17 protein-coding genes are annotated in these 23,432 nt (G+C 65.7%); 6 read left to right on the forward strand and 11 right to left on the reverse strand.

The window, feature by feature from the left end:
* The first annotated feature begins 230 nt into the window (after window positions 1-230).
* From AC56LK_RS06350 to AC56LK_RS06370, 5 genes are all read left to right on the forward strand, one after another.
* Window positions 231-1,235, forward strand: a complete 1,005-nt coding sequence (locus AC56LK_RS06350; protein ID WP_497183719.1) for a BMP family lipoprotein — start codon at window positions 231-233, stop codon at window positions 1,233-1,235.
* A 90-nt stretch (window positions 1,236-1,325) separates the two neighbouring features.
* Window positions 1,326-2,855, forward strand: a complete 1,530-nt coding sequence (locus AC56LK_RS06355) for an ABC transporter ATP-binding protein (RefSeq protein WP_497183720.1) — start codon at window positions 1,326-1,328, stop codon at window positions 2,853-2,855.
* A 6-nt stretch (window positions 2,856-2,861) separates the two neighbouring features.
* Window positions 2,862-3,941, forward strand: a complete 1,080-nt coding sequence (locus AC56LK_RS06360) for an ABC transporter permease (protein WP_497183721.1) — start codon at window positions 2,862-2,864, stop codon at window positions 3,939-3,941.
* Window positions 3,942-3,947: 6 nt separating this feature from the next.
* The gene (locus tag AC56LK_RS06365; protein ID WP_497183722.1) at window positions 3,948-4,913 is read left to right on the forward strand and encodes an ABC transporter permease; all 966 of its coding nucleotides are present in this window, start codon (window positions 3,948-3,950) and stop codon (window positions 4,911-4,913) included.
* A 195-nt stretch (window positions 4,914-5,108) separates the two neighbouring features.
* Window positions 5,109-5,423 carry a hypothetical protein gene (locus tag AC56LK_RS06370; RefSeq protein WP_497183723.1) on the forward strand — a complete coding sequence of 105 codons (315 nt, stop codon included), beginning with the start codon at window positions 5,109-5,111 and terminating at the stop codon, window positions 5,421-5,423.
* A gap of 80 nt (window positions 5,424-5,503) precedes the next feature.
* Here AC56LK_RS06370 and AC56LK_RS06375 read toward each other — a convergent pair whose 3' ends face one another.
* From AC56LK_RS06375 to puuE, 11 genes are all read right to left on the reverse strand, one after another.
* Entirely contained in the window at window positions 5,504-6,361 is an 858-nt protein-coding gene (locus AC56LK_RS06375; RefSeq protein WP_497183724.1) for a MipA/OmpV family protein, read from the reverse strand.
* A gap of 49 nt (window positions 6,362-6,410) precedes the next feature.
* A complete protein-coding gene (locus AC56LK_RS06380; RefSeq protein ID WP_497183725.1) occupies window positions 6,411-8,396 on the reverse strand; it encodes a GGDEF domain-containing protein in 1,986 nt (661 codons plus the stop codon).
* Between the two features lie 144 nt (window positions 8,397-8,540).
* Window positions 8,541-9,602, reverse strand: coding sequence for a S1/P1 nuclease (locus AC56LK_RS06385; protein ID WP_497183726.1), 1,062 nt, complete (start codon window positions 9,600-9,602; stop codon window positions 8,541-8,543).
* An 18-nt stretch (window positions 9,603-9,620) separates the two neighbouring features.
* The gene (locus AC56LK_RS06390) at window positions 9,621-11,297 is read right to left on the reverse strand and encodes a bifunctional metallophosphatase/5'-nucleotidase (RefSeq protein WP_497183727.1); all 1,677 of its coding nucleotides are present in this window, start codon (window positions 11,295-11,297) and stop codon (window positions 9,621-9,623) included.
* A gap of 109 nt (window positions 11,298-11,406) precedes the next feature.
* Window positions 11,407-13,776 carry a TonB-dependent receptor gene (locus tag AC56LK_RS06395; protein ID WP_497183728.1) on the reverse strand — a complete coding sequence of 790 codons (2,370 nt, stop codon included), beginning with the start codon at window positions 13,774-13,776 and terminating at the stop codon, window positions 11,407-11,409.
* Window positions 13,777-14,251: 475 nt separating this feature from the next.
* On the reverse strand, window positions 14,252-15,748 hold the full coding sequence (locus tag AC56LK_RS06400; RefSeq protein WP_497183729.1) for an adenosine deaminase: 1,497 nt from the start codon (window positions 15,746-15,748) through the stop codon (window positions 14,252-14,254).
* A gap of 35 nt (window positions 15,749-15,783) precedes the next feature.
* Window positions 15,784-17,115: a guanine deaminase gene (gene guaD, locus AC56LK_RS06405; RefSeq protein ID WP_497183730.1), complete on the reverse strand. Its 1,332-nt coding sequence runs from the start codon at window positions 17,113-17,115 to the stop codon at window positions 15,784-15,786.
* Entirely contained in the window at window positions 17,102-18,109 is a 1,008-nt protein-coding gene (gene xdhC, locus AC56LK_RS06410; RefSeq protein ID WP_497183731.1) for a xanthine dehydrogenase accessory protein XdhC, read from the reverse strand. The genes guaD and xdhC overlap by 14 nt, the downstream gene beginning before the upstream one ends.
* Complete coding sequence (gene xdhB, locus AC56LK_RS06415; protein WP_497183732.1) at window positions 18,109-20,439, reverse strand: xanthine dehydrogenase molybdopterin binding subunit; 2,331 nt, start codon at window positions 20,437-20,439, stop codon at window positions 18,109-18,111. Before xdhB ends, xdhC begins: the two co-directional genes overlap by 1 nt.
* Before the next feature lie 13 nt (window positions 20,440-20,452).
* Complete coding sequence (xdhA, locus tag AC56LK_RS06420; RefSeq protein ID WP_497183733.1) at window positions 20,453-21,916, reverse strand: xanthine dehydrogenase small subunit; 1,464 nt, start codon at window positions 21,914-21,916, stop codon at window positions 20,453-20,455.
* 117 nt (window positions 21,917-22,033) lie between these two features.
* Window positions 22,034-22,975, reverse strand: a complete 942-nt coding sequence (puuE, locus tag AC56LK_RS06425; RefSeq protein ID WP_497183734.1) for an allantoinase PuuE — start codon at window positions 22,973-22,975, stop codon at window positions 22,034-22,036.
* Between the two features lie 93 nt (window positions 22,976-23,068).
* On the opposite strand from puuE, the gene uraH reads away from it, so the two are divergent.
* The gene (uraH, locus tag AC56LK_RS06430) at window positions 23,069-23,431 is read left to right on the forward strand and encodes a hydroxyisourate hydrolase (protein WP_497183735.1); all 363 of its coding nucleotides are present in this window, start codon (window positions 23,069-23,071) and stop codon (window positions 23,429-23,431) included.
* The last annotated feature ends 1 nt before the right edge of the window (window position 23,432 follow it).

The raw sequence follows: 23,432 nt of genomic DNA on the forward strand, positions 1-23,432 counted from the left end.
GGTTTGCTTGCTGATGTTGTAGATGAGCTACATGTCGCAGGCCCCCGCATCGAGCGCTGTCGAGAGAAACTTCACCGCGATACAAATGGTAACCCCACGGACGCCGTGCGGCTGACACAATGCGCTTCGCATGGTCCGGCCCCCTGCGCCCTTGGCGATGCAGCTTGCGCAGCCCGTTCCAAGCGACCTCTTGTGCCGGGTACAATATCGAAATTCCAGGAGCCTCATTCATGAAACTCAAGCAACTCACCATGACCATTGCGGCGCTGTGCGTCGCCGGCAGCGCCGCTGCAGCAGCACCGGCCGCACCGAAGTTCGGCATGGTCTACGATGCGGGCGGCAAGTTCGACAAATCCTTCAACCAGTCGGCCTTCGAAGGCCTGCAGCGCTTCTCGAAAGAGACCGGCATCAAGGTCCTCGAAGTGCAGGCCAACAGCGATACCCAGGCCGAGCAGGTGATGCGCGGCCTCGCGCGCAAGAAGGTCGACCTGATCGCCGCGATCGGTTTCTCGCAGACCCAGGCAGTCCAGAAGGTCGCCAAGGAATTCCCGAACGTGCGCTTCGTGCTGATCGACAGCATCGCGCAGGGTAACAACATCAATTCGGTGATGTTCAAGGAAGAAGAAGGCTCCTACCTGGTCGGCGTGGCCGCCGCCATGGCCTCCAAGTCGAAGAAGCTGGGCTTCGTCGGCGGCATGGATATCCCGCTGATCCGCGCCTTCGCCTGCGGCTACGCGCAAGGCGCCAAGGCCCAGGCTCCGAAGATCGAGATCATGCAGAACATGGTCGGCACCACCGCCGCGGCCTGGAACGACCCGGCCAAGGGCGGCGAGCTGGCACGCGCGCAGTTCGACCGCGGCGCCGACGTGGTGTTCGCGGTGGCCGGCGGCAGCGGCATGGGCGCGCTGCAGATGGCCAAGACCAAGGGCAAGCTGGCGATCGGCGTCGACTCGAACCAGAACTATCTCCACCCGGGCAACATGCTGACCTCGATGGTCAAGCGCGTGGACATCGCCGTCTACGATTCCTTCATGGCGATGAAGAACGGCAGCTGGAAGGCCGGCGTCACCCACAAGGGCCTGAAGGAAGGCGGCGTGGACTGGGTCCTGGACAAGGACAACCGCAAGCTGGTCTCGCCGGAGATGGAAAAGCGCGTCAACGCCGTGCGCACCGACATCATCAACGGCAAGATCAAGGTCATCGACTACCGCGCCGCAGGCAGCTGCCCGGTCTGATTCCCCCATCCCCATGAAAAAGCGCGCCGCGCCGGTGAACCCGGCCCGGCGCGCTTTTGAATGAAGAACACTTACTTACTACTGATCGCAATGCAGCCAGCCGTAGAATTTCGCAACATCAGCAAGGCCTTCGGGGCCGTGCAGGCGAACGCTGATGTCAGCTTCTCGATCGCCAAAGGCTCGATCCACGGCGTGATCGGCGAGAATGGCGCGGGCAAGTCCACCCTCATGAGCATCCTGTACGGCTACTACAACGCCGACAGCGGACAGCTCCTGATCGACGGGCAGGAACGCCAGATCCGCACCTCGCAGGAAGCCATCGCCATGGGCATCGGCATGGTCCACCAGCACTTCATGCTGGTCGAGAACATGACCGTGCTCGACAACGTCATGCTCGGTACCGAGGGCGGATTCAAGCTGGCTGCCAAGCGCAAGGAAACCGAAGCCAGGCTGCGCGAGATCTGCGCCCGCTACCGCCTCGACGTCGACCCGCTCGCCACCATCCACGACCTGTCGGTGGGCGCCCAGCAGCGCGTCGAGATCCTCAAGCAGATCTACCGCAGCGCCGAGATCCTGATCCTGGACGAGCCGACCGCCGTCCTCACCGCCCAGGAAACCGCATCGCTGTTCGAGATCCTGCGGCTGTTCAAGGAACAGGGCAAGACCATCATCCTGATCACCCACAAGCTGGGCGAGATCATGGAGATCACCGACCAGGTGACGGTGATGCGCGCGGGCCGGGTGGCCGGCGCCGTCGCCACCCGCGACACGTCGAAGGAACAGCTGGCCAACATGATGGTCGGCCGCCCGATCGAAGGCAACCTGCCGCGCAAGCCCTTCAAGCCGGGCGCGCCGGTGCTGCAGATATCGAAGCTGCAGCTCGAGGACAAGAACAAGGTAAAACTCCTCAGCGACATCGACCTCACGGTGCGCGCCGGCGAGATCGTCGCGATTGCCGGCGTGTCGGGCAACGGCCAGAGCGAACTGATGGAGATCCTGTCGGGCATGCGCCTGCCGACCTCCGGCAAGCTCGCATTCCTCGGCAAGGAGCTGCCCTACGCGCGCCGCTCGAACGCCGACGGCCTGCCCGCCGAATTCCGCGAACTCGGCATCGGCCACGTGCCGGAAGACCGCCTGCGCGATGGCGTGATCAAGGATTTCTCGGTCATGCAGAACACCGTGTTCGGCTACCAGGACCGGGTCAAGAACAAGCTGGGCCTGTTCGACTTCGAGGCCATCGCCAAGCGCTGCGCCCACCTGCTGGAAGCCTTCGACGTGCGTCCGAAGAACCCGGACCTGCGCATCGGCCTGCTCTCGGGCGGCAACCAGCAGAAGGTCGTGATCGCACGCGAGGTGTCGGCCAGCCCGAAGCTGATGCTGGTCGGCCAGCCGACCCGCGGCGTCGATATCGGCACCATCGAAAGCATCCACACCCAGCTGCTGCGCCTGCGCGACGAAGGCGTGGCGATCCTGCTGGTCTCGACCGAACTCGAAGAAGTGCGCGCACTGGCCGACCGTATCGTGGTCGTATCTAGCGGCCGCATCACGGGCGAACTGAACGTCGACGAATTCGACACTACCCGCATCGGCCTGCTGATGGGCGGGATGCACAAGCACTAAGCTCCAATGAAAACGACTGAACTTCCACGCTGGGCATCCGGCTTTGTCCTGCCGGTCCTGAACCTGCTGTCGGCGCTGCTGGTGGCGGCGCTGGTCATCCACCTGCTGGGCGAAAGCCCGGTCGAATCGCTGCAGATCCTGGTCAACAGCGCCGTCATCAATCCGGAAGGCCTGAGCTACACCCTGTTCTACGCCTCCACCTTCATCTTCACCGGCCTGGCGGTCTCGGTGGCGATGAAGGCCGGCCTGTTCAACATCGGCGCCGAAGGCCAGATGTACCTGGGCGGCCTGGGCCTGACCCTGGCCATGCTGGCCTTCGATGCCTCGCTCTCGCCCTGGCTCCTGATTCCGCTGGCAATGGTGGCCAGCGCCGTGTTCGGCGCCGGCTGGGCCTTCCTGCCGGGCTACCTGCAGGCCAGGCGCGGCAGCCACGTGGTGGTCACGACCATCATGTTCAACTTCATCGCCGCCAGCCTGATGAACTTCCTGATCCTGAAGCTGATCCCCGAGGGCGACCAGAATCCGGCCAGCCGCGTATTCAGCGAAGCGGCATGGATGCCGCGCCTGGGCGAGTGGTTCCCGGTGCTGGGCGACACCCCGCTGAACATCGGCTTCTTCCTGGCGATCGCCGCGCTGGTGATCTATGGGGTGAGCATGGGACGCTCGGCCTGGGGCTACAAGCTGCAGGCCACGGGCCTGAACCAGCACGCGGCCCACTACGCCGGCGTGCGCATCAGCCGCATGATCATCGTCGCGATGCTGATCTCGGGCGCCCTGGCCGGCCTGGCCGCGGTCAATTCGATCCTCGGCTCGACCCACTACCTGAGCCTGAACTTCCCTGCCGGCGCCGGTTTCATCGGCATCGCGATCGCCCTGATGGGCCGCCAGAACCCGGTGGGCATCTTCCTGTCGTCGGTGCTGTTCGGCGCCCTGATCCAGGGTGGCTTCGACCTCTCGCTGGAGAAGCCGAACATCCCGCAGGAGACCTTCATTTTCATCCAGGGACTGATCATCCTGTTCTGCGGCGCGATGGAGAACCTGTACGCGCCGGCCGTCCTCAAACTGATCAACGCTCGTAAAGGTTAAAGAGCCATGGAAGACTTCCAGTTAGCCGGTATCGTCGTGACGATGATCCGCAATGCGCCGGTCCTGATTTTCGCAGCCATGGCCGGCCTGTTCGCCGAACGCAGCGGCGTGATCGACCTGGGCCTCGAGGGCAAGATCCTCGCCTCGGCCTTCGTATCGGCCGGCGTCGCCTTCGCTTACCAGGACCCGTGGCTGGGCATCGCCGCCGGCATCCTGGCCTCAAGCGCCCTCGCCATGGTGCAGGCCTTCGTGTCGATCACCCAGAAGGGCAACCAGCTGGTCGCGGGCATGGCGATCAACATCGCCATGAGCGGCCTGACCTTCGTGGTGGCCCAGTACTTCTTCCAGCAGGGCGGCCGCACGCCGGACCTGGGCGAAGCGCGCCTGGGCGATATCGTCCTGCCGGGCACCGCGGCGCTGGCCGACATCCCCTTCATCGGCTGGCTGTACGGCAGCGTGATCGGCGGCCATACCGTGCTGGTCTATCTCGCCTTCCTGCTGCTGCCGGTGGTGCACTGGGTGCTGTACCACAGCCGCTTCGGCCTGCGCCTGCGCGCCTGCGGCGAAAACCCGCACGCGGCCGACGCGGCCGGCGTCCCGGTGCAGCGCACCCGCTACACCGCGATGCTGATCGCCGGCGTGCTGTGTTCCTTCTCGGGCGCCTACCTGTCGATCGTCCAGAGCGGCTTCTTCCTGCGCGACATGTCGGCCGGCGCCGGTTACCTGGCGCTGACCGCGATGGTGTTCGGTAACTGGCGTCCGCTGCATACGGTGCTGGGCTGCCTGATGTTCGGCTTCTTCGGCGCGCTGCAGGTACAGATCGAAGGCGTGGACTTGCCGGTGGTGGGCCGCATCCCGGGTGCGCTGATCCAGATGATCCCGTATGTCCTGACCGTGGTGGTGCTGGCCGGCCTGATGGCCAAGTCGGTGGCGCCCAAGGCACTGGGCAAGCCCTTCGTCAAATCGCGCTGATCCACGCCGCACAAATGGCCTGCTTTCCGCAGGCCATTTTTTTGCCTCAAGCCATGGGGTGTTGCACAGTTTGTTAGCAAATGTGACTACCGTAAGGCTTTGTAAGCCCCGTCAACAGACCTCATCCGCGCCCCGTTAGATGCTCAGGTGACACGATTACGTACGCCAGAACCCGAACCGGAAAGGAATCACCCAATGAAGAAAAGCATTGCTACCCTGATCGTCGCTCTGTCCGCTGCCTCGGCCTACGCCCAGACCACCCCGGCAACGCCGGCCACTCCGGCTGCCGCTGCCACCGCCGCCACTCCGGCGGTCCCGGCTACCGACACCGCAGCAGCCACCGATACCTCGGCAAGCGGCGGCACCGGCACCACCGCGGCAACCGCAGCATCGCCGGCAACCCCGGCGACGCCGGCATCCGCAGCAGACAAGGCCGACAAGGCCGATGCCAAGCAGGCCAAGCAAGACAAGAAGTCCGCGCGCAAGGACGCGAAGGACGCTTCCAAGTAATCCGATCGTCATCCGGGCCGGCCTTGCGCCGCCCGGTGTACACGCAGCCGTGCGGCCCCGCACGGCTTTTTGCTTTTACATCAAAGGCTCGGGTCGACCGTATCCGTCCCGCGGGCCCGCGCCGCCGAGCGCTTGAAGGTCCACATCACCCCCAACCCGCCCGATACGCCGCTGTCCTTCACATGCAGCGGACTCTCACGGTTCGCCGATCCCTTGTAGCTTTCGACCCGCAGGTAGCCGAACAGGCGCACATCCTCGTTGACGTAGCGCGAGCCGAACAGGCCGAGGCGCGTCAGGAGCAGGCCGGAATCGGCCGCGTAGGCCGGCCGGGTCGCCGTCGCATACTGCGGCGCGACTTCGTAGAAGTGGCGGTTGATCTTGCGGTCGCCCAGCACCGCCGACACATTGGCCTCCAGGGTCCAGCGCCTGCGCTCGCCGGCCATTTCATAGGCCAGGCGCGGCTCGAAGGTGGTGCCGCGCGCGTGCAACCCGCCGCGTGCTTCGATCACGGCGCGCAGCGGCAGTTCGAGGCGCAGCCTGCGATTGCTGCCCAGGTCCGCCAGCCGCAATTTGAGGCGCGGGCCGAATTCCACCAGCGGGCCGAGGTCGGGCATGCCGTCGCGTTCGTCGACCTCGTCCGAGTCGGACGGCAGGGCGCCGGCGAAGCCGACGTCCAGTTCGGCGCGGTCGGAGCTGAACAGGCGCGCCGCGATGCCCGAGCGGTCGGCGCGCAAGACCTTGCCGCGATAGACCACGTTCGGGAACACCAGCACGCGCGACACGCGTTCATCGGCGCCCGGATAGGCCGGCGTGGACAGGGCCGCCCCGCCGACGCCGATTTCCCAGAGGGGGAGATTGCGTTCGGGGTCGGCCTGGGCGAAGGCTGGGGAGGAGGACAGGAGGCAGGCGCAGCAGGCGGCCTTGAGGACGGAGTTCATGGGTTCTGGAGGTGTCGGATGGTGTGCGGCATTCTAGCCGAAGAAGGCATTACACCGGTCCCTGCACCACCTGCAGGACGACGTCCCCTGCCGCGGCGGCGCCTGCGAGATTGCCCTGCGCAGCAGCGGGGTCAGCGCGTTCGCGCAGCCCCATGAAGCAGGTCGCGCGGTTGCGGCCACCGGTCTTCGACATGTACAGCGCCAGATCGGCCACGTGCAGCGCATCCGTCCATGCCTGGCCGGGCCAGGCCGGCCAGGCGATGGCGCCGGCGGAGGCGCGCATGGCAATCTCGCGGCCCTCGTGCACGACCTTCGTGCTGCCCAGCGCGTCCAGGGCCTTGGCCGCGATCACCGGCAGGCCGTCGGCCGTCGTGCCCGGCAATACCAGCACGAATTCCTCGCCACCCCAGCGCACCACCGCATCCTGCCCGCGCACCAGGGCGCTGAGACGGGCGGCCACGGCTTTCAGGACCTCGTCACCGGCGGCGTGCCCATAGCTGTCGTTGATGCGCTTGAAGTGGTCGACGTCCAGCAGGATGAGGCCGACCGCAGCCTGGTAGTTGCGCTTGCGCGAACGGCCGCCCAGGATCACCGCCTCCTGCTGGGCCATCAGCTGCTCCAGGTGGCGCCGGTTGAACACGCCCGTGAGCGGATCGTGGATGGACTGCGAGGCCAGTGCTGCATTGTCGACCGCGAGCGCCCGGTTGCGGCGGCGCGCCACGCGCAGCCACTGCAGCAGCAAGGCCGCCGCCAGCAGCAGGGCCACCGCGACCGCGGCCCACAGGCCCTGCTTCCAGGCGCGCGCCGCCACCTCGGCCTCGGCCCGCGCATGCAGGAGCGACAGGCGTTCGATCTCGCGGGTCTTGCGCTCGGTCGAGAATCTTTCCTGCAGCTCGAGCACGGCCTTCTCGCGCTCGGCAGTGGTGATGTCGCCTGACAAGGCCACCACGCGCCGCAGCGCCGCGAGGGCTTCGCGATGGCGGCCGGCGCCTTCGAGCACGTCCACCTGTTCCGACAGCAGATCGAGCACGTCCCGGCGCCCGCCCACCTGCTCCGCCTTGTCCAGGCCAAGCTTCATCAAGGCCATGCCCTCATCGACACGGCCGCCGCGGGCCAGGGCGCTGCCGCGGTTGCTGATCGCAAAAGCCACCCCGATCTCGTTGCCCAGGCGGCGCGCCAGGCCTTCCGCGGCAAGCGCATGGCGGATCGCCAGCGCGTGTTCACCGCGGTGGATGTGGTAGGCCGAGAGGTTGGACTGCGCGATCTGCTCGAGCGCCTCGGTGCCCGGGGTGCCGTTCGTGATGCGCAGCATGTCGAGCAGGGCCTGGTACTCTTTTTCTTCCTGCTTGAGGGTGCCGTAGGCATAGTTCTGGTTGATGCGGACCTGCGCCATCACGTAGCGAAAACCGATGCGCTCGGCGAGCGCATAGGCATCCTGCATGACCCGCAGGGCGTTCGCCATGTCGCCGCGCGCCAGGTGCACGCGCGCGAGTGCGCTCATCAGGCGTGCCTCGGTCGCCGGCAGGCCGGCGCGTCCCGCCGTCTCGACCGCCTGCACACCGAGGCCCAGTGCAAGTTCATCTTCGTCGAGCAAGGCGCGTCCGCGCGCCAGCATGCCGAGGCGCTCGGCCTCGAAGCGCAGGTCGCTCGCCGGCCGCAGCGCGGCCAGCTGCGCCAGCAGGGGCTTGATGGCGGCACGGTCGTTGTTCACGTTGGCCTGCCCCGCCCGCAGGACCAGCAGCTGCGCGCCGCACGGGACGCAGCGCCCGCTGTCCGCCAGGCGTTTCAGCTGCCCCAGCGCGGCGGCGAGTTCGCGCTTGTGCGCGCCGTGCACGGCGAGCTGTCCCAGGGTGGCATGGTAGCGCTGCTGGCGCTCGACCGCTGCATCGGGGCCGGGGCGGTCGGTCGCGGACTGGAGGCGCTGGATGGCCAGCAGAGGCGATGGATACCCGTGCCGGTCGAGGTCATCGAGGATGGCCGCCGTCTGTTCCGCTGCCGCTGCCAGGCCGCTCAGCCCCCACAACAGCGCGGCCATGAGCAGCTGCCGGATACGCGGAAGGCGAAGCCGGGCAAGGATGGCGGGAACCGGATTGGCGCGGAGACCGGGCATGGTTGGCTGGGGAGAATCGGTAGTCAACCGATTCTATCCAAGACGCGGGAGGGAACGCGCAAGCCAGGCTTATCCCTTTTCCGGGAAGATCGCCTGCAGCAGTGCCGCCAGGTTATAGCCGCCCTTGATCAGCTGGGTCTTGGCGATCGCCGAGCTCGGCACCGGGTAGTTCTGCGGCACTTCCAGCGCGAAGGTGTAGTAGGTCTCCCCTTTCTTGCTGATCTGCGGCGTGAGCTTGCCCGGCACCACGCCCTGGTAGGCCAGCTTCGACACCACCAATGCGTCGTCGGCCCACTGGTAGGGCCAGGTCATCGGATCGCCCTTGGCCGTGGCGACCTGCGGCTTGCCGGCGATCGCGGCGTCGGCGAACTGCTCCGGCGTCCTGGTCTGGATGCGGCGGAAGGCATAGTCCACCGTGGTGCTGTCCCAGTAGGAGTGGAAGGGCTTGGTCAGGGCCTTCGGTACGCCTTCGCGCGCCGGTGCCGGCTGGCCCGGGCCGATCAGGCCATCGGCCAGCGCGGTGATCCTGGCGTCGTCCAGCAGCAGGTTGTTGCCGCCGCGCGAGTCGAAGATCGCGGCTTCGTCCACCTCGGCGTGCGTCCTCGGCACCACGAACTTGCCGTCCTTGCTCACGAAGGCCGCACCCACGTGCAGCGGCTGGTGGATGTCGCCGGCGAAGTGGGCCAGCAGGATCAGCGCCTGGCGCTTGCTGAACTTGTGCGGATTCAGCACCGGGTCGGTCTTGCCCTGCAGGACGGCGATGCACTGCTTCAGGATCTGGACGATGTCCACTTCCGAGGTGCCGACGCCGTGGTCATGGTACTTCTCGAGCTGGAAGGGGACGTCGGTGTAGTGGTACTCGCTGTGCTTCGGGTTGCCGTTGACGTAGTCGATCATTTCCGGGGTCTGCGGGCCGCAGTAGCTGCCCTTGACGCAGTCGGCCCAGTTGGCGATCGACTCGAGCGACTCGCCCGGCAGCAGCAGGGCCTGGATCTGCTTCTGCGCCATGCTGCCCTTGAGCAGCTTGTCGGCGATGGCGCCCACGGCGCGGTGGCCGTCGCGGCCCCAGGCCGCGGCGTCGAACGACGCGAAGGCGCCCGTGAGCGCGAGTACACATGCCAGTTTTTTCATGGTTGACTCTATTTTCAATTATCGGGTCTTGACGATGCGCGGCGCGGCAGGGGCCAGCGAGGCGCCCTGCCCTTCCTTGTTGCGCAGGTAGTCGGTGAAGGCGTCCAGGTCCAGCAGGCCGGTCTCGAGACGGTTCGTGCCCTTGCCGAATTCCGGGAAGTTGTCGCCGCCCTCGGCCAGGAAGTTATTCGCGACGATGCGGTAGGTCTTGCCGTCTTCCAGCGGCTGGCCGTCCAGGGTGATGCCGGTGACGCGCCTGCCGACCGGGCGCTTCTCGTCCCAGGTGTAGCTGAAGCCCTGCGATACCTGCAGCATCGAGGCGCTGGACGAACCTTCCTTCCACTGCCGTTCGAGCAGCGCACGGATCTGGGCGCCGCTCAGGTCCATCACCACCAGGGTGTTCCCGAACGGGAGCACGGCCTGGGTCTGGCCGAAGGCGGCCACGTTGTCCGGGCCCGCTTCCAGGTCCTTGCGGATGCCGCCTTCGTTCATGAAGCCGATCCGGGCGCCGACGTTGCGGGTGGCCGACAGAATGGCGTCGGCGATCAGGTTGCCGAGCGGCGCTTCGCCGGCCTCGTTCTGCTTGCGCAGCACCGGCGCGGTGGCCAGGCGCGCCACCGGACGGTTCAGGGCGGCGCGGCTGCTGTCCTTCACCTTCGCGATGAAGGCCGCCATCTTCTCGTCGGCCGGGTAGTCGCCCTCCTTCATCAGGACGTTCTCGACCTGGATCTCGCCGACGGCGCCGGCGCCCTTCTGCACCTTCATGCCGATACGGGTCAGCATATGGCCATAGGACGAAGCCTGGGTCACGGTGCGGCCGTCGACCTGGCACAGGTAGCTCTGGTGGCTATGGCCGCTGATGACGAGGCGGATGCTGGGGTCGAGCTTCTTGACGATGCCGACGATCGGGCCGGTCAGCTTGCTGCAGCCGGGCTGGGTCGGGTGATCCTTGGTGGTGCCGCCTTCGTGCACCAGCGCCACGATCACGTCCGCGCCCTGGCGCCGCATCTCGGGGATGGCGCGGTTGATCGCCTCGGCTTCGTCGCCGAATGTCAGGCCGGCGATGCCCGAGACCATCACGACCGAGCGGGTATCTTGCAGCACCGCGCCGACCAGGCCGACCTTGATGCCCTTGAGCTCTTCGATGCGGAAGCCAGGAATGAAGGGCTTGCCGGTCGCGCTGTCGATCACGTTGGCGGCCAGGAAAGTAAATTTCGCGCCGCGATAATCCTTGGCCATCTGGCAGGCCTTGCTCGGGCGCGGCGAATCGCAGCCGCCGTTCTGCTGGCGCAGCAGTTCCTTGCGGCCGGCGTCGAATTCGTGGTTGCCGACCGCGCTCGCGCGCAGGTCCAGCATGTTCATGGCCTCGATGGTCGGCTCGTCGGCCCACAGCGAAGACATGGCCGGGCTGGCGCCGACCAGGTCGCCCGCCGAGACGAACAGCAGGTCCTTGTCTTCCTTGCGCCAGGCCTGCAGCGCGGCCGCCACGGCCTCGGCGCCGCCGGCGCGGATCGCCTGGGCCTTGCTGCCGTCCGCATTGGCCGGGATGTAGCGGCTTGGTTCAAGGTTGCCATGGAAGTCGTTCATGGCAACCAGATTAATCTGGACCGGTTCACGCGCGGTCTGGGTAGCGCATCCCGCGAGCGCAATGGCAAGCAGCAGGGGAAGGAGTCGGACGGTGGGGGTCGCGGTCATCATATTGTGTCAATACTGGGTTCGAATGTGAAAACAGGCCCTTGCGGGCCTGCTTTGGTACTGCACGCTGCAGCCAGCCGCCCGGGAGCGGCTGACATGATAGCGTCGATTAGATGTCGACCGACAGGGTGACCGACGCGAAGCGCGGCGCGCCCAGGTAGTAACGCAGGGTGCCGACACTGGTCACGCCCGGGAACGGGGTCGTGTTGGTGATGCTCTGCGACGACGGGTTGATGTACTGCTTGTTGGTGATGTTGCTGATGTTGAACTGCAGCTTCGGGCGCTTGAAGATGCCGTGGTTCGCGAAGGTGTAGCCAGCGTCGAAGCCGTAGGTGGTGTAGCCCGGTGCCCATTCGTCGTTCACCAGGGTGCCAGCCTGCTTGCTGGTTGCCTTGGCCTTCACGCGGGCGTAGAACGTGCCCTGGGTGTATTCCAGCGACAGGCCGGCCTTCAGCTTCGGCGTCAGCGGCATTTCCTTGCCGGCGGTCGGCAGGGTACCGGTGGCGCTCACGCGCAGGTCGTCTTCGATCTTGCTGCGGGTGTAGCCGAACGAACCGTAGGCTGCCCAGCCGTTGATCGGGGTGTTACCCAGCTCGAGCTCGAAACCGTGGTTCTTCACGTTGCCGGCATTGGTGTAGGTGCTGGTGTTGGTGATCGGGTCGAACGCGGTCGCCTGGCGGTTCTTGAAGTCCACGAAGAACACGGTCGCGGTCGCGATCAGGGCGTTGCTCTGGTGACGGAAGCCGATATCGGTGTTCCACGAAGTCTCTTCCTGGACGTCGCCACGCACGCTGGCCACGCCATTGGTCAGGACGACGTTGCTGCCGACGTTGTTGAACACGAAGTTCGGCGGCGCCTTCATGTTCTTGGCGACCGAGGCGAACAGCTGGTTGTCGTTGTCGATACGGAACTTGGCGCCCAGCTGCGGCAGCACGTCGCGGTACTTCTTGACGATGTTGTAGGTAGTCGTGTTGCGTTCGTTCGCGAAGTTCGTGAAGTCACGCTCGATGTTCGGGGTACGCAGACCCAGGTTGATCGTCGCGCGGTCATCCATCAGCGAGATGGTGTCCTGGATGAAGAACTGGTACGCGGTCGAGATGGTTTTCCAGTCGCGGCCCATGTACTTCGAACCGTCCGGACGGGCGATCTGGAAGATCTGCAGGTAAGGATCGACCGGACGGCCGTCGGCGGTCACCGGAACCATCGGTTGGGTCTGGCGGTGGTTGGCGCGCTCGTACCAGAAACCACCCAGGATGTTGTGGTTGTTCCAGGTATAGTTCAGCGACGAGGTAATGCCCGGACGCTTGGTGTCGGTGTGCGATGCGCTGGCCATGATGATGGTGTCGAGCGTATCGCCGTCGCCGTTCAGGTCGACCGATGCGCCGAGGCGGCCCGTCGTGGTATTCAGGAAGCTGCCGGTTTCGCGCACGACGTTCTGCTGCAGGCCGCCGTTACCGAAGCCATACCAGAAGTACGGCAGCACTTTCAGGTCGAGGTTTTCGGCCAGGCGGAACTTGGCGGTCGCCGATGCGATCGCGTTCTTGAACGGGTTGATGTACAGGCCGTGGTACAGCGGGCTCTGGGTTGCTTCGACCTGGGCGGTGCCGCGCACCGGGGTCAGGTGGCCGGCGAAGAAGTCGCTGGTGTCGTAGTAGTAACCACGGGTGTTCAGCTCGGTCTTGGTCAGGTTGTTGATGTTGTTGTTGACGGCTTCGTTCCACAGCAGGGTGCCGCGGATGTAGTTGAAGCGGTTCCACTCGTAGTTGAAGCCGGCGTCGATGTGGTCACGCTTGGCGATGCCCTTGCCTTTCCACTTGTCGGTCTTCGCGCGCGATGCCGAGATGAAGAACTTCGAGCGGTTGTCCGAGAACTTGCCGCTGTCGTAGCGGACGAAGGTCTTCCACATGTTCAGCTGGCCGGCGGTCTGCATGAAGCGGACGCGCTGCTTGTCTTCCGGGTTGCAGGTGTTGATGCCGAAGTTACCGCCGGTCGCGCCGACTTGCGGCGAGTCGACGTCGGTCGAACCCTGGGTCACGAACTGCGAGCAGGTGTTTTCCTGGTCAACGTACTCTTGCGGGTACACCGAGAACGAGCCCGAGTCGTTCACCGGCACGCCGTTGATGGTGGCGCCGATCTGGTCGCTGTTGAAGCCGCGCAGGGTCAGGCCGCCGCCGAACAGGCCGGTTGCATCGTGGTTGTAGCTGTTCACTGCCGGCAGCAGTTCCAGTGCCTCATAGGCGTTGCCGGTCGGACGCTGCTTTTCCAGTTCCGCTGCGGTGACGGTCGAGCGCGCTTTCGGTGCGTCTTCGAACACCATCAGGCCCATACCCAGTTTCTTGCCGGTGATAACAACTTCCGAGCGGACCTGGCCTTCGTCAGACGTTGCGGTCTGGGCTTGCGCGACGCCGATGCATGCCAGGCATGCCAGCGCGATGGCGCTCAGGCGCAGCTTCGGTTGTTGGTTAAAAGCGGATTGCATTCAAAAACTCCCTAGAGTGTCATTATGAAAACTACAACAGCAAGCACTACACCTGCATGAATTCTTAGCAAAAGATCACGTTTTTTGCAGAGGCACGGCAGTGTAAGGTCTGAATATGTCCGGTTGATGACGCGCCCGGAGTCACGGTTTGACGATATGACCCAGGGGAAATACTTTCCATTTAGTCATTCGGCGACTATGCATGAGTGCATGGAGCGTGACAAATATCGATTCGCTTACAAATTTATACGTATTCCGTATAAGTCTCCGTAAGGACGACGGTGTGGGTTGCCCACAACACAGTTTTCACCTACGGAAACATGCTGCGGCGCGATTATAAGAGCACTAATTCGACTGGGAAACGAATTAATTTATAAATCCGTTTTGCCAAGGAGAAGGGGTAGCAATGTGTAGCGCTGTGGCCACACATTGCCCTTTAGGAAGAGATTGGCACTGTCAAGTGCCTGCGAAACGCTCAGCGCTTGCTTGCGGCCGCCGTGCGGGTCATCCCGGCGACACGCGCTTCGAAGGCCGCGAAACGCGCATCCAGTTGGCGGGTCAGGCGTTGTTTTTCTGCCACTGGCAGGAAAGCGTAACGGATGCTGTTATACGAGGTCCGCTTCATTTCCGCATAGTCCGGCTTGTAGCGGCTGGCGAACAGCACGTATTCGTTCGACAGCGTATGGCGGGTCACGCCGGCGTCGTCGGTCGAGATCACGTAGGGCACGCCGTATTTGCGGTACAGGGTGACCGGGTGATTGGCACCCTCGATGCCGCTGATGAAGGCGTTCGAGGTCAGGTTGATCTCGACCGGGATGTCGTCCTTGCGCATCTTCGCCATGATGGCCTGGGCATTGCTTTCGTGCGCCAGGTCGATGCCGTGGCCGATGCGGTTGGCGCCGGCCACCACCAGGGCCTGGTCGATGTGGAACTTCAGGCCTTCCGGCGGCACGTCGCCCAGCGCCAGCTCGCCGGCGTGCATCGCCACCTTCACTGCCGGATAGCGCGACTTCAGGAAGCGGAACATCTTCATGTGCAGCGCGTAGTCGCGCATCGACACCATCGTGCTTTCCTGGCCGACGATGTTGACGCCCACGATCTTGTCGCTCATGGCCGCGGCCTTGAAGCCCGAGACCATCGAGGAGAACACCTGCGACGGGTTCAGCAGGCGCAGCACATAGGTCTGGTAGCGCATGGTGAAGCGGTCGTCGTCGATACCTTCGGCCGACTCGTGGATCTTCGTGACGAAATCCTCGGTCGACTTCTTGAAGCCCGCATCCTGCTCGAGCACGGCCAGCCAGGCGCCCATCTGGGCGTCGAAGGCCTGGTCATTGTCGGCATTGTTCCAGGCCTGGACGTCGAATTCCTTGTTCACGACGAAGGGCGACATCTTGAACATGGTCTCGATGTAGCTCACGTTTTCAAGAATGGCGCGCTTCTTCAGCTCCTGCAGGCCTTCGCGGAAGTTCGCGTTCGAGACCGGGCCGAAGAAGTTGAAGGTCTGGAAGAACAGGCGGTCCGGCGGCGGCTGCATGGCGCCATGGTTATGGAAATCCTTGTTCGACCAGCGCTGCAGCAGTTCGCGGTAGGTGTGGTCGTCGGCATAGACCTCGGCGGTCGACAGGCAGTTGCGCTGCTCCGCCGGCTTGGCGCGCTCGGCCTCGATGACTTCCTTCTTCGTCTCGATCCGGTAGGTCTGCTTGTTGACGCAGTAGCCCTGCTTGTCGAGGAAGTCGACGTACTGCTCGGCGTAGACCGAACCCGAGTAATGGTGGTGCAGGTCGCCGCCCTTGGGCATCTGGGTGAAGAACAGGGTCAGTTCGGCGGTCTTCGGCTCGCCGGCGATCAGGCTGGCGTAGTGGCGGGCGGTGGCGGCCTCGTTGGCGCTCACGGTCGGGCCCTTGGCCAGGGCCTGGGGTGCGCCGGCGACGGCCAGGGCGAGCAGGACGCTGCCGGTCAGTTTCTTGTACATGGATCGGACTTTCTGGTGCGATGGACCGCGCAACTCTAACCGGTTGAGTTAGCGTTGGCAATATGGCCAGAGCGGGTGTGCACCAGGGAGCCGCCCGAATAGGTCGCCCGGATCGCCCGGTCGTCGCCCAGCAGGGCCAGCGCGAACAGCAGCTCTTCCAGCGATTCCAGCTGCGCCGTGCGGCGCGCCAGCAGCGGGGTGGCTTGCGGGTCGAGCACGATGAAATCCGCCTCCGCGCCGGGTGCGAAGCTGCCGATCGTGCCTTCGAGGCCCATCGCGCGGGCCGCACCCAGGGTGGCCAGATAGAACATGCGCAGGGCCGGCAGGTGGCTGCCCTTCAGGCGCGCCACCTTGTAGGCTTCGTTCATAGTCTGCAGCATCGAGAACGAGGTGCCGGCGCCGACGTCGGTGCCGAGCGACAGCAGCGCACCGGCGCCGTCGGCCTTGTCGAAGTCGAACAGGCCGCTGCCGAGGAAGAGGTTGGAGGTCGGGCACACCGCCGCCGCGCTGCCGGTGGCCGCCATGCGCGCGAAGTCTTCGTCGTCCAGCCAGATGCAGTGGCCGAACAGCGCGCGCGGGCGCATCAGGCCGAAGCGTTCGTAGACGTCCAGGTAGCTGCGCGCCTGCGGGTGCAATTCGCCGACCCACTTGCACTCGTCCTTGTTTTCCGAGACGTGGGTCTGGATGAAGGTGTCCGGGTAAGCCTTGGCCAGTTCGGCGGTGGCGCGCAGCTGGGCGTCGGTCGAGGTCGGGGCGAAGCGCGGGGTGATCGCGTACAGCTGGCGGCCGCGCTTGTGCCACTTGTCGATCAGGTCGGCGCTGCTGCCGACGCCGCCCTCGCAGTCGCGCAGGAAGTCCGGGCAGTGGCGGTCCATCAGCACCTTGCCGGCTACCATGCGCAGCTTGCGCGCTTCGCTGGCTTCGAAGAAGGCCTCGACCGACTGTGGATGCACGGTGCAGTAGACCACCGCGGTGGTGGTGCCGCAGCGCAGCAGCTCGTCGAGGAAGAACTCGGCGGTGGCGCGCGCATGCGCCGGGTCCTCGAAGCGGCGCTCGGTCGGGAAGGTATAGGTCTCCAGCCAGGGCAGCAGGCCCTCGCTGGGCGAGGCGATCATGTCGGTCTGCGGGTAATGCAGGTGGGTGTCGATGAAGCCCGGGGTGATGAGCTGGCCGCGGTAGTCGTGCGGGGTCACGCCGGCCGGCAGCGTGCCGGCCAGGGCGGCGTAGTCGCCGGCGGCCTTGACCTTGCCGCCTTCGACGACCAGCAGGCCGTCTTCGTGCCAGGCATGGGCGTCGCCGTCGAAAGCCGGGTCGGCGCGGAAGTACAGCAAGCTCGCACGGTAGGCTTGCACATCAGTGTTGGACATCATGAAAATCCGAAGAAAAATCAGTTTGGCTGGCTTGCGCTTCCCACACGGTGAGCAGCTGGGCCGCCACGGAGGCCGCGATCACGGCCGGGGCCTTGCCTTCGATGCCGGGCAGGCCGACCGGGCAGACCATCGCGTCGAGGCGCGCGCGATCGACGCCGCGTTCGCGCAGGCGGTGCTCGAACTGGCGGCGCTTGGTATCGGAGCCGATCAGGCCGAACCAGTCAAGGCCGGGGCGCGACAGTATCGCGTGCGACAGGCCCAGGTCAAGGGCATGGCTGTGGGTCATGACCAGAAAGCTGGTGCCCTGTGGTGCGTTTTCAACAAGCGCTTCGGGGGTGTCGGTTGCCTCGATCGTCACATTGGCCGGCACGGCGGGCGGGAACAGGTCCTCGCGCTCGTCCACCCAGGTGACGCGGCAAGGCAGCTCGGCCAGGGCGCGGACGATGGCGGCGCCGACGTGGCCGGCGCCGAACAGCATCAGGTGGGCGCGCGGGGCGAGGACGGCGTCGATCAGCCAGAGGCGGCCGCCCTCTTCCATCACGTGGGTGCCGGTGCTGCGGTCGAAGGTTGGAACCGTGCCGCCAGCGAGCTGACACCCGCTGCCGTCGAACAGGGCTGTCGCAGGGCTAGCGGGTCTCCCGCCCACGCACACCACGCGCCAGCTGTCTTCATTGCGCCGCCTGTCGAGCAGCGCCAACTGCTCCGCATCCGCCATTTCAAACGCCAACCACGCGACGCCTCCGCAGCACTGCCCCAGCTTCGGCCCGAGCGGAAAGCGTTCGAGATGGGCCGCAGCACCGCCCTGCCAAAGCATCGCGCGCGCGATCTCCAGCGCCCGGTGCTCGAGGTGCCCGCCGCCGATGGTGCCGCGGAAGCCCTGCGCATCGACCAGCATGCGCGCGCCCGGCTCGCGCGGGACGGAGCCCTCGACGCGGGCGACCGTCACCAGCACTGCGGGCGCCGGCAGCGTGCCTGTCAGCCAATCGCTCATCAGGCGCTCGCAGCTTCCACGGCCGCCACCGCCTTCAGGATCTCTTCGCAGGTGGCCGGCGCGTTCAGCGGCGGATTCACCCTGTGGCCGCCGACGCTTGATACGGCGTCGCGGATCGCGAAGAAGACCGAGAAGGGCAGCAGCAGCGGCGGCTCGCCCACCGCCTTGGAGCGGTGGATGCTGTCGGCGACGTTGCGGTTCTTGAAGAGGCGCACGCGGAAGTCTTCCGGGCAGTCGGAGATGCCGGGGATCTTGTAGGTCGAGGGCGCATGCGTCATCAGCTTGCCCGCCGGGTTCCACCACAGCTCCTCGGTGGTCAGCCAGCCCATGCCCTGGATGAAGGCGCCTTCCACCTGGCCGATGTCGATCGCCGGGTTCAATGAATTACCCGCGTCGTAGAGCGCGTCGGCGCGCAGCAGCTTCCATTCGCCGGTGAGGGTATCGACCACCACTTCCGACACCGCCGCCCCATAGGCGTAGTAGGAGAAGGGATTGCCGTTCATGGTCTTCGGGTCCCAGTGCAGGCCCGGGGTGGCATAGAAGCCGTCCGACCACAGCTGGACCCGCGCCAGGTAGGCCTTGGCCACCACTTCGCCGAAGCGCAGCGCCTGGCCTGCCACGAAGACGGTGTCGTCGGCAAAGCGCACCTCGGAGGCCTCGCCGCCGAACTGCGATGCGACGAAGGCGGCCAGGCGGTCGCGGATCTTGCGGGCGGCGTCCTGGGCGGCCTTGCCGTTCAGGTCGGCGCCGGTCGAGGCGGCGGTGGCCGAGGTATTCGCGACCTTGCTGGTATTGGTGGCGGTGGCGCGCACCCGTTCCAGGTCCACGCCCAGCTCGTGCGCGACCACCTGCATCACCTTGGTGTTGATGCCCTGCCCCATCTCGGTGCCGCCGTGGTTCACCAGGATCGAGCCGTCCACGTAGACGTGCACCAGCGCGCCGGCCTGGTTCAGGTGGGTGACGTTGAAGGCGATGCCGAATTTCACCGGGGTGAGCGCCAGGCCCTTCTTGAGCACGGGGCTGGTGCGGTTGAACTCTGCAATCGCCGCGCGCCGGGCCCGGTAGTCGCTGCTGTCTTCCAGCTCGGCCACCAGCTCGTGGATCACGTTGTCGACCACGGCCTGGCCATAGGGCGTGACGTTGCGTTCGCCCTTGCCGTAGAAATTGAGGCGGCGGATGTCGAGCGGGTCGCGTCTCAGGTTGCGCGCGATCTCGTCGATCACGTATTCGATGGCGATCGCGCCCTGCGGTCCGCCGAAACCGCGGAAGGCGGTGTTCGACTGGGTGTTGGTCTTGCCGCAGGCGGCGCGGATCTCGACGTCGGACAAATAATAGGTATTGTCGAAGTGGCAAACGGCGCGCGTCGCCACCGGGCCGGACAGGTCGGCCGAAAAGCCGGCGCGCGTGACCATGTCGACCCTGGCGGCGACGATGCGGCCTTCGCGGTCGTAGCCGACTTCGTATTCGTAGTGGAAGCAGTGGCGCTTGCCGGTCACCAGCATGTCGTCGTCGCGGTCGGCGCGCAGCTTGACCGGGCGGCGCGTGCGGCTGGCCGCGATGGCCGCGGCGGACGCCCACAGCGCCGACTGCGATTCCTTGCCGCCGAAGCCGCCGCCCATGCGGCGGCACTCCACCACCACGTGATGCGAATGCAGGCCGAGGGCGTGCGCCACCACGTGCTGCATCTCGCTCGGGTGCTGGGTCGAGCAGTAGACGTGCATGCCGCGGTCCTCGCCGGGGATCGCGTAGGCGATCTGGCCCTCGAGGTAGAACTGCTCCTGTCCTCCCACGAGCAGTTCGCCCTTGACGCGGTAGGGCGACGCCGCGAAGGCGCTTTCCGCATCGCCGCGCGCCAGGCGCATCGGCGGCAGCACGTACGACTGGGCGGCGCGCGCCGCCTGCGGCGTCAGGATGGCCGGCAGGTCTTCGTAGTCGATCTTCGCGAGTTTTGCTGCCCGGCGCGCGTTGTCGTGGCTGTCGGCGACCACGATGAACACCGGCTGGCCCACGTACTGGACCAGGCCGTCGGCCAGGATCGGGTCGTCATGGATGATCGGGCCGCAGTCGTTCAGGCCCGGGATGTCGCGCGCGGTCAGCACCGCCACCACGCCGCGGCTGGCTGCTACCGGTTCGAGGTCGATCCCCAGGATGCGCGCATGGGCGCGCGAGGACAGGCCGAGCGCCGCGTGCAGGGTGCCGGCGGTCTCGCGGATGTCGTCGGTATAGGTGGCCTGGCCGAGCACGTGCAGCACGGCCGATTCGTGCGGCCGCGGCTTGCCGACCTCTTTCCAGTCGGCCTCGGCGAGGATGCGTGCATCAGTGGGTTTCATGTCCGTTCTCCTCTCAGCCGGCCGCGAAGGCATTGACGGCCGTCGCCGGCAGCGGATCGTCGGTGCGGGTTTCAAGCCAGAAGCGGCGCAGCAGGTTCTGCGCCGTGCGCATGCGGTAGGCGCTGGATGCCCGCATGTCGCTCAGCGGGGCGTAGTCCTGCGCCAGCGCGTCCATCGCGGCGCGCATGTTCGCTTCGTTCCATGGCTGGCCGGCCAGCGCCGCTTCGGCCGCGGCGGCGCGCCTGGGCGTGGCGGCCATGCCGCCGAAGGCGATGCGTGCACTGGCGACGGTAGCGCCGTCGAGCGTGATCGCGAAGGCCGCGCACACGGCCGAGATGTCCTGGTCGAAGCGTTTCGCCAGTTTATAGCTGCGGAAGCGCAGTCCGGCGTTTTTCAGAGGAATGCGCAGGGCCTGCACGAATTCGCCCGGCTGCAGGTCTTTCTGCTGGTAGCCGAGGTAAAAATCTTCCAGCGCCAGCACGCGCTCGCCCGCGGCGCTGCGTAATACGATGCGGGTGCCCAAGGCGATCAGCCAGGGCATCGAATCGCCGATCGGCGAGCCGTTGGCGACGTTGCCGCCCAGCGTGCCCGCGTTGCGGATCGGGAGCGAGGCGAAGCGCTGCCACATTTCGCTGAGCTCGTCGGGATAGTGGCGGCAGACGGCCGCATAGGCATCGTTCAGGTTGACGCCGGCGCCGATCTCCAGCGTATCGCCGCTTTCCGTCACGGTCTTGAGCGCGTCCACCTGGCCGAGGTAGATGATGTCGTCCAGCTCGCGCATCTGCTTGGTCACCCACAAGCCGACGTCGGTGGAGCCGGCCAGCAGCAGCGCGGCCGGGCGTTCGGTCCGCAGCGCGACCAGTTCCTCGAGCGTGCGCGGGGTGTGGAAACGCGCTCCCTGCGCCTCGTAGCTGAAGCCATGGGTGCGCTGCAGCAGGCGCAGGCGCTCGGCCAGCGCGGCGCGATCAAATCGTGCGGCCGGCAGTTCCACCATGCGGCGGGCCGCATCGATGATGGGGCGGTAGCCGGTGCAGCGGCACAGGTTGCCCGACAGGGCGTCGTCGATCTGGCAGCGCAGCGGCACCCGGCCTTCCTGTTTCAGGTACATGCCCCACAGCGACATGGCGAAGCCCGGGGTGCAGAAGCCGCACTGGGAGCCGTGGCATTCGACCAGGGCCTGCTGTACCGGGTGCAGGCTGCCGTCGGGCTGTTGCAGGTCTTCCACCGTAAACAGGGCCTTGCCGTCGAGCGTCGGGGTAAACTGGATGCAGGAATTGACCGCCCGGAGTTCGAGCTTGCCGTCTTCGAGTGAGCCGAGGACCACGGTGCAGGCGCCGCAATCGCCTTCGGCGCAGCCTTCCTTGGTGCCGGTGCAATGCAGGTCCTCCCGCAGGTGCTGCAGGATGGTCTGCGTCGGCCGCAGGTTTTGGACTTCCTGGACGGCGCCGCGGTAAAAGAATCGGATCGGCTCTGACATGGTCAACTCACTCTCAAGCAAGGGCGGAAGGCTACCACCCGGCGGCTCTCTACTTATAAGATTAAGGATATATTGCTTATCAATCTATGAGCATATCTTATGGTTCTTTGCACCCTTTCATTTTAGGAAAGGATGCAGGGTTTTCCAGTGCTGTGCGATGTCGATGCGGCGCGTGATCCAGACGCGCTCGTGGCCCTGCACATAATCGAGGAAGCGCGCCAGCGCCGCCGCCCGCGCCGGCCGCCCGACCAGGCGGCAGTGCAGCCCGATCGAGAGCATCTTCGGCTGGTTCAGTCCGTCCGGATCGCCTTCCGCGTACAGGACATCGAAGGCATCCTTCAGGTAATCGAAGAACTGGGTGCCCGAGTTAAACCCCTGCATGGCGGCGAAGCGCATGTCGTTGGTGTCGAGCGTGTACGGTAGCACCAAATGCGGAACCACACGGCCGTCGCGCGTGGCGACCTCTTGCCAGAACGGCAGGTCGTCGCCGTAATGGTCGGCGTCATAGGCGAAACCGCCGTGCTCGACCACCAGCCGGCGCGTATTGGGCGAATCGCGTCCGGTATACCAGCCGAGCGGCGCTTCCCCGGTGAGCGCGCGGATGATCTGCACCGCTTCCCGCATGTGGGCGCGTTCGGTGGCCTCGTCCACGTTCTGGTAGGAGATCCAGCGCAGGCCATGGCAGGCGACTTCGTGGCCCAGCTCGCGGAAGGCGGCCGCCGCCTCGGGATGGCGCTTGAGCGCCATCGCGACGGCGAACACCGTCAGCGGCAAGCCACGCTCCTCGAACAGGCGCAACACCCGCCACAGGCCGGCGCGCGAACCGTATTCATAGAGCGATTCCATGCTCATGTGGCGCATCGGGAAGGCCTGGGCGCCGATGATCTCGGACAGGAAGGTTTCGGAAGCCGGGTCGCCGTGCAGCACGCAGTTCTCGCCGCCCTCCTCGTAGTTAAGGACGAACTGCAGGGCCACGCGCGCCCCGCCCGGCCACTGCGGATGGGGTGGATTGCGGCCATAGCCGACCAGGTCGCGCGGATAGTTCGAGTAGCTGTCCATGGCATGAAGAGAAGGAAGGTATATCAAGGATCATATATTGCAGGAAGCACAACGGTATATGATTGCCCGCATACTTCCACTCATCCTCCTAATATGGGCAAACTTTCCACACACGTGCTCGATACCGCCCACGGCCGTCCCGGGGCGGGGGTCAAGATCGAACTCTACGGGATCGACGCAATAAACGGCGGTGGCCGTACCCTGATCAAGACCGATGTGACCAACGCCGATGGCCGCTGCGCCGCACCGCTGCTGGAAGGCGCCCTGCTGCGCCCCGGCCAGTACGAACTGGTGTTCCACGCCGGCGACTACTTCGCGGCCCAGGGCGTCGACCTGCCTTCGCCGCGCTTCCTCGACCGCATCGCGATCGCCTTTGGCATCATTGATCCCGATCAAAACTACCACGTGCCGCTGGTGATGACGCCCTGGTCCTACTCGACCTACCGGGGCAGCTAGC

It is taken from the genome of Telluria sp. ZB4P36 (assembly GCF_059685865.1).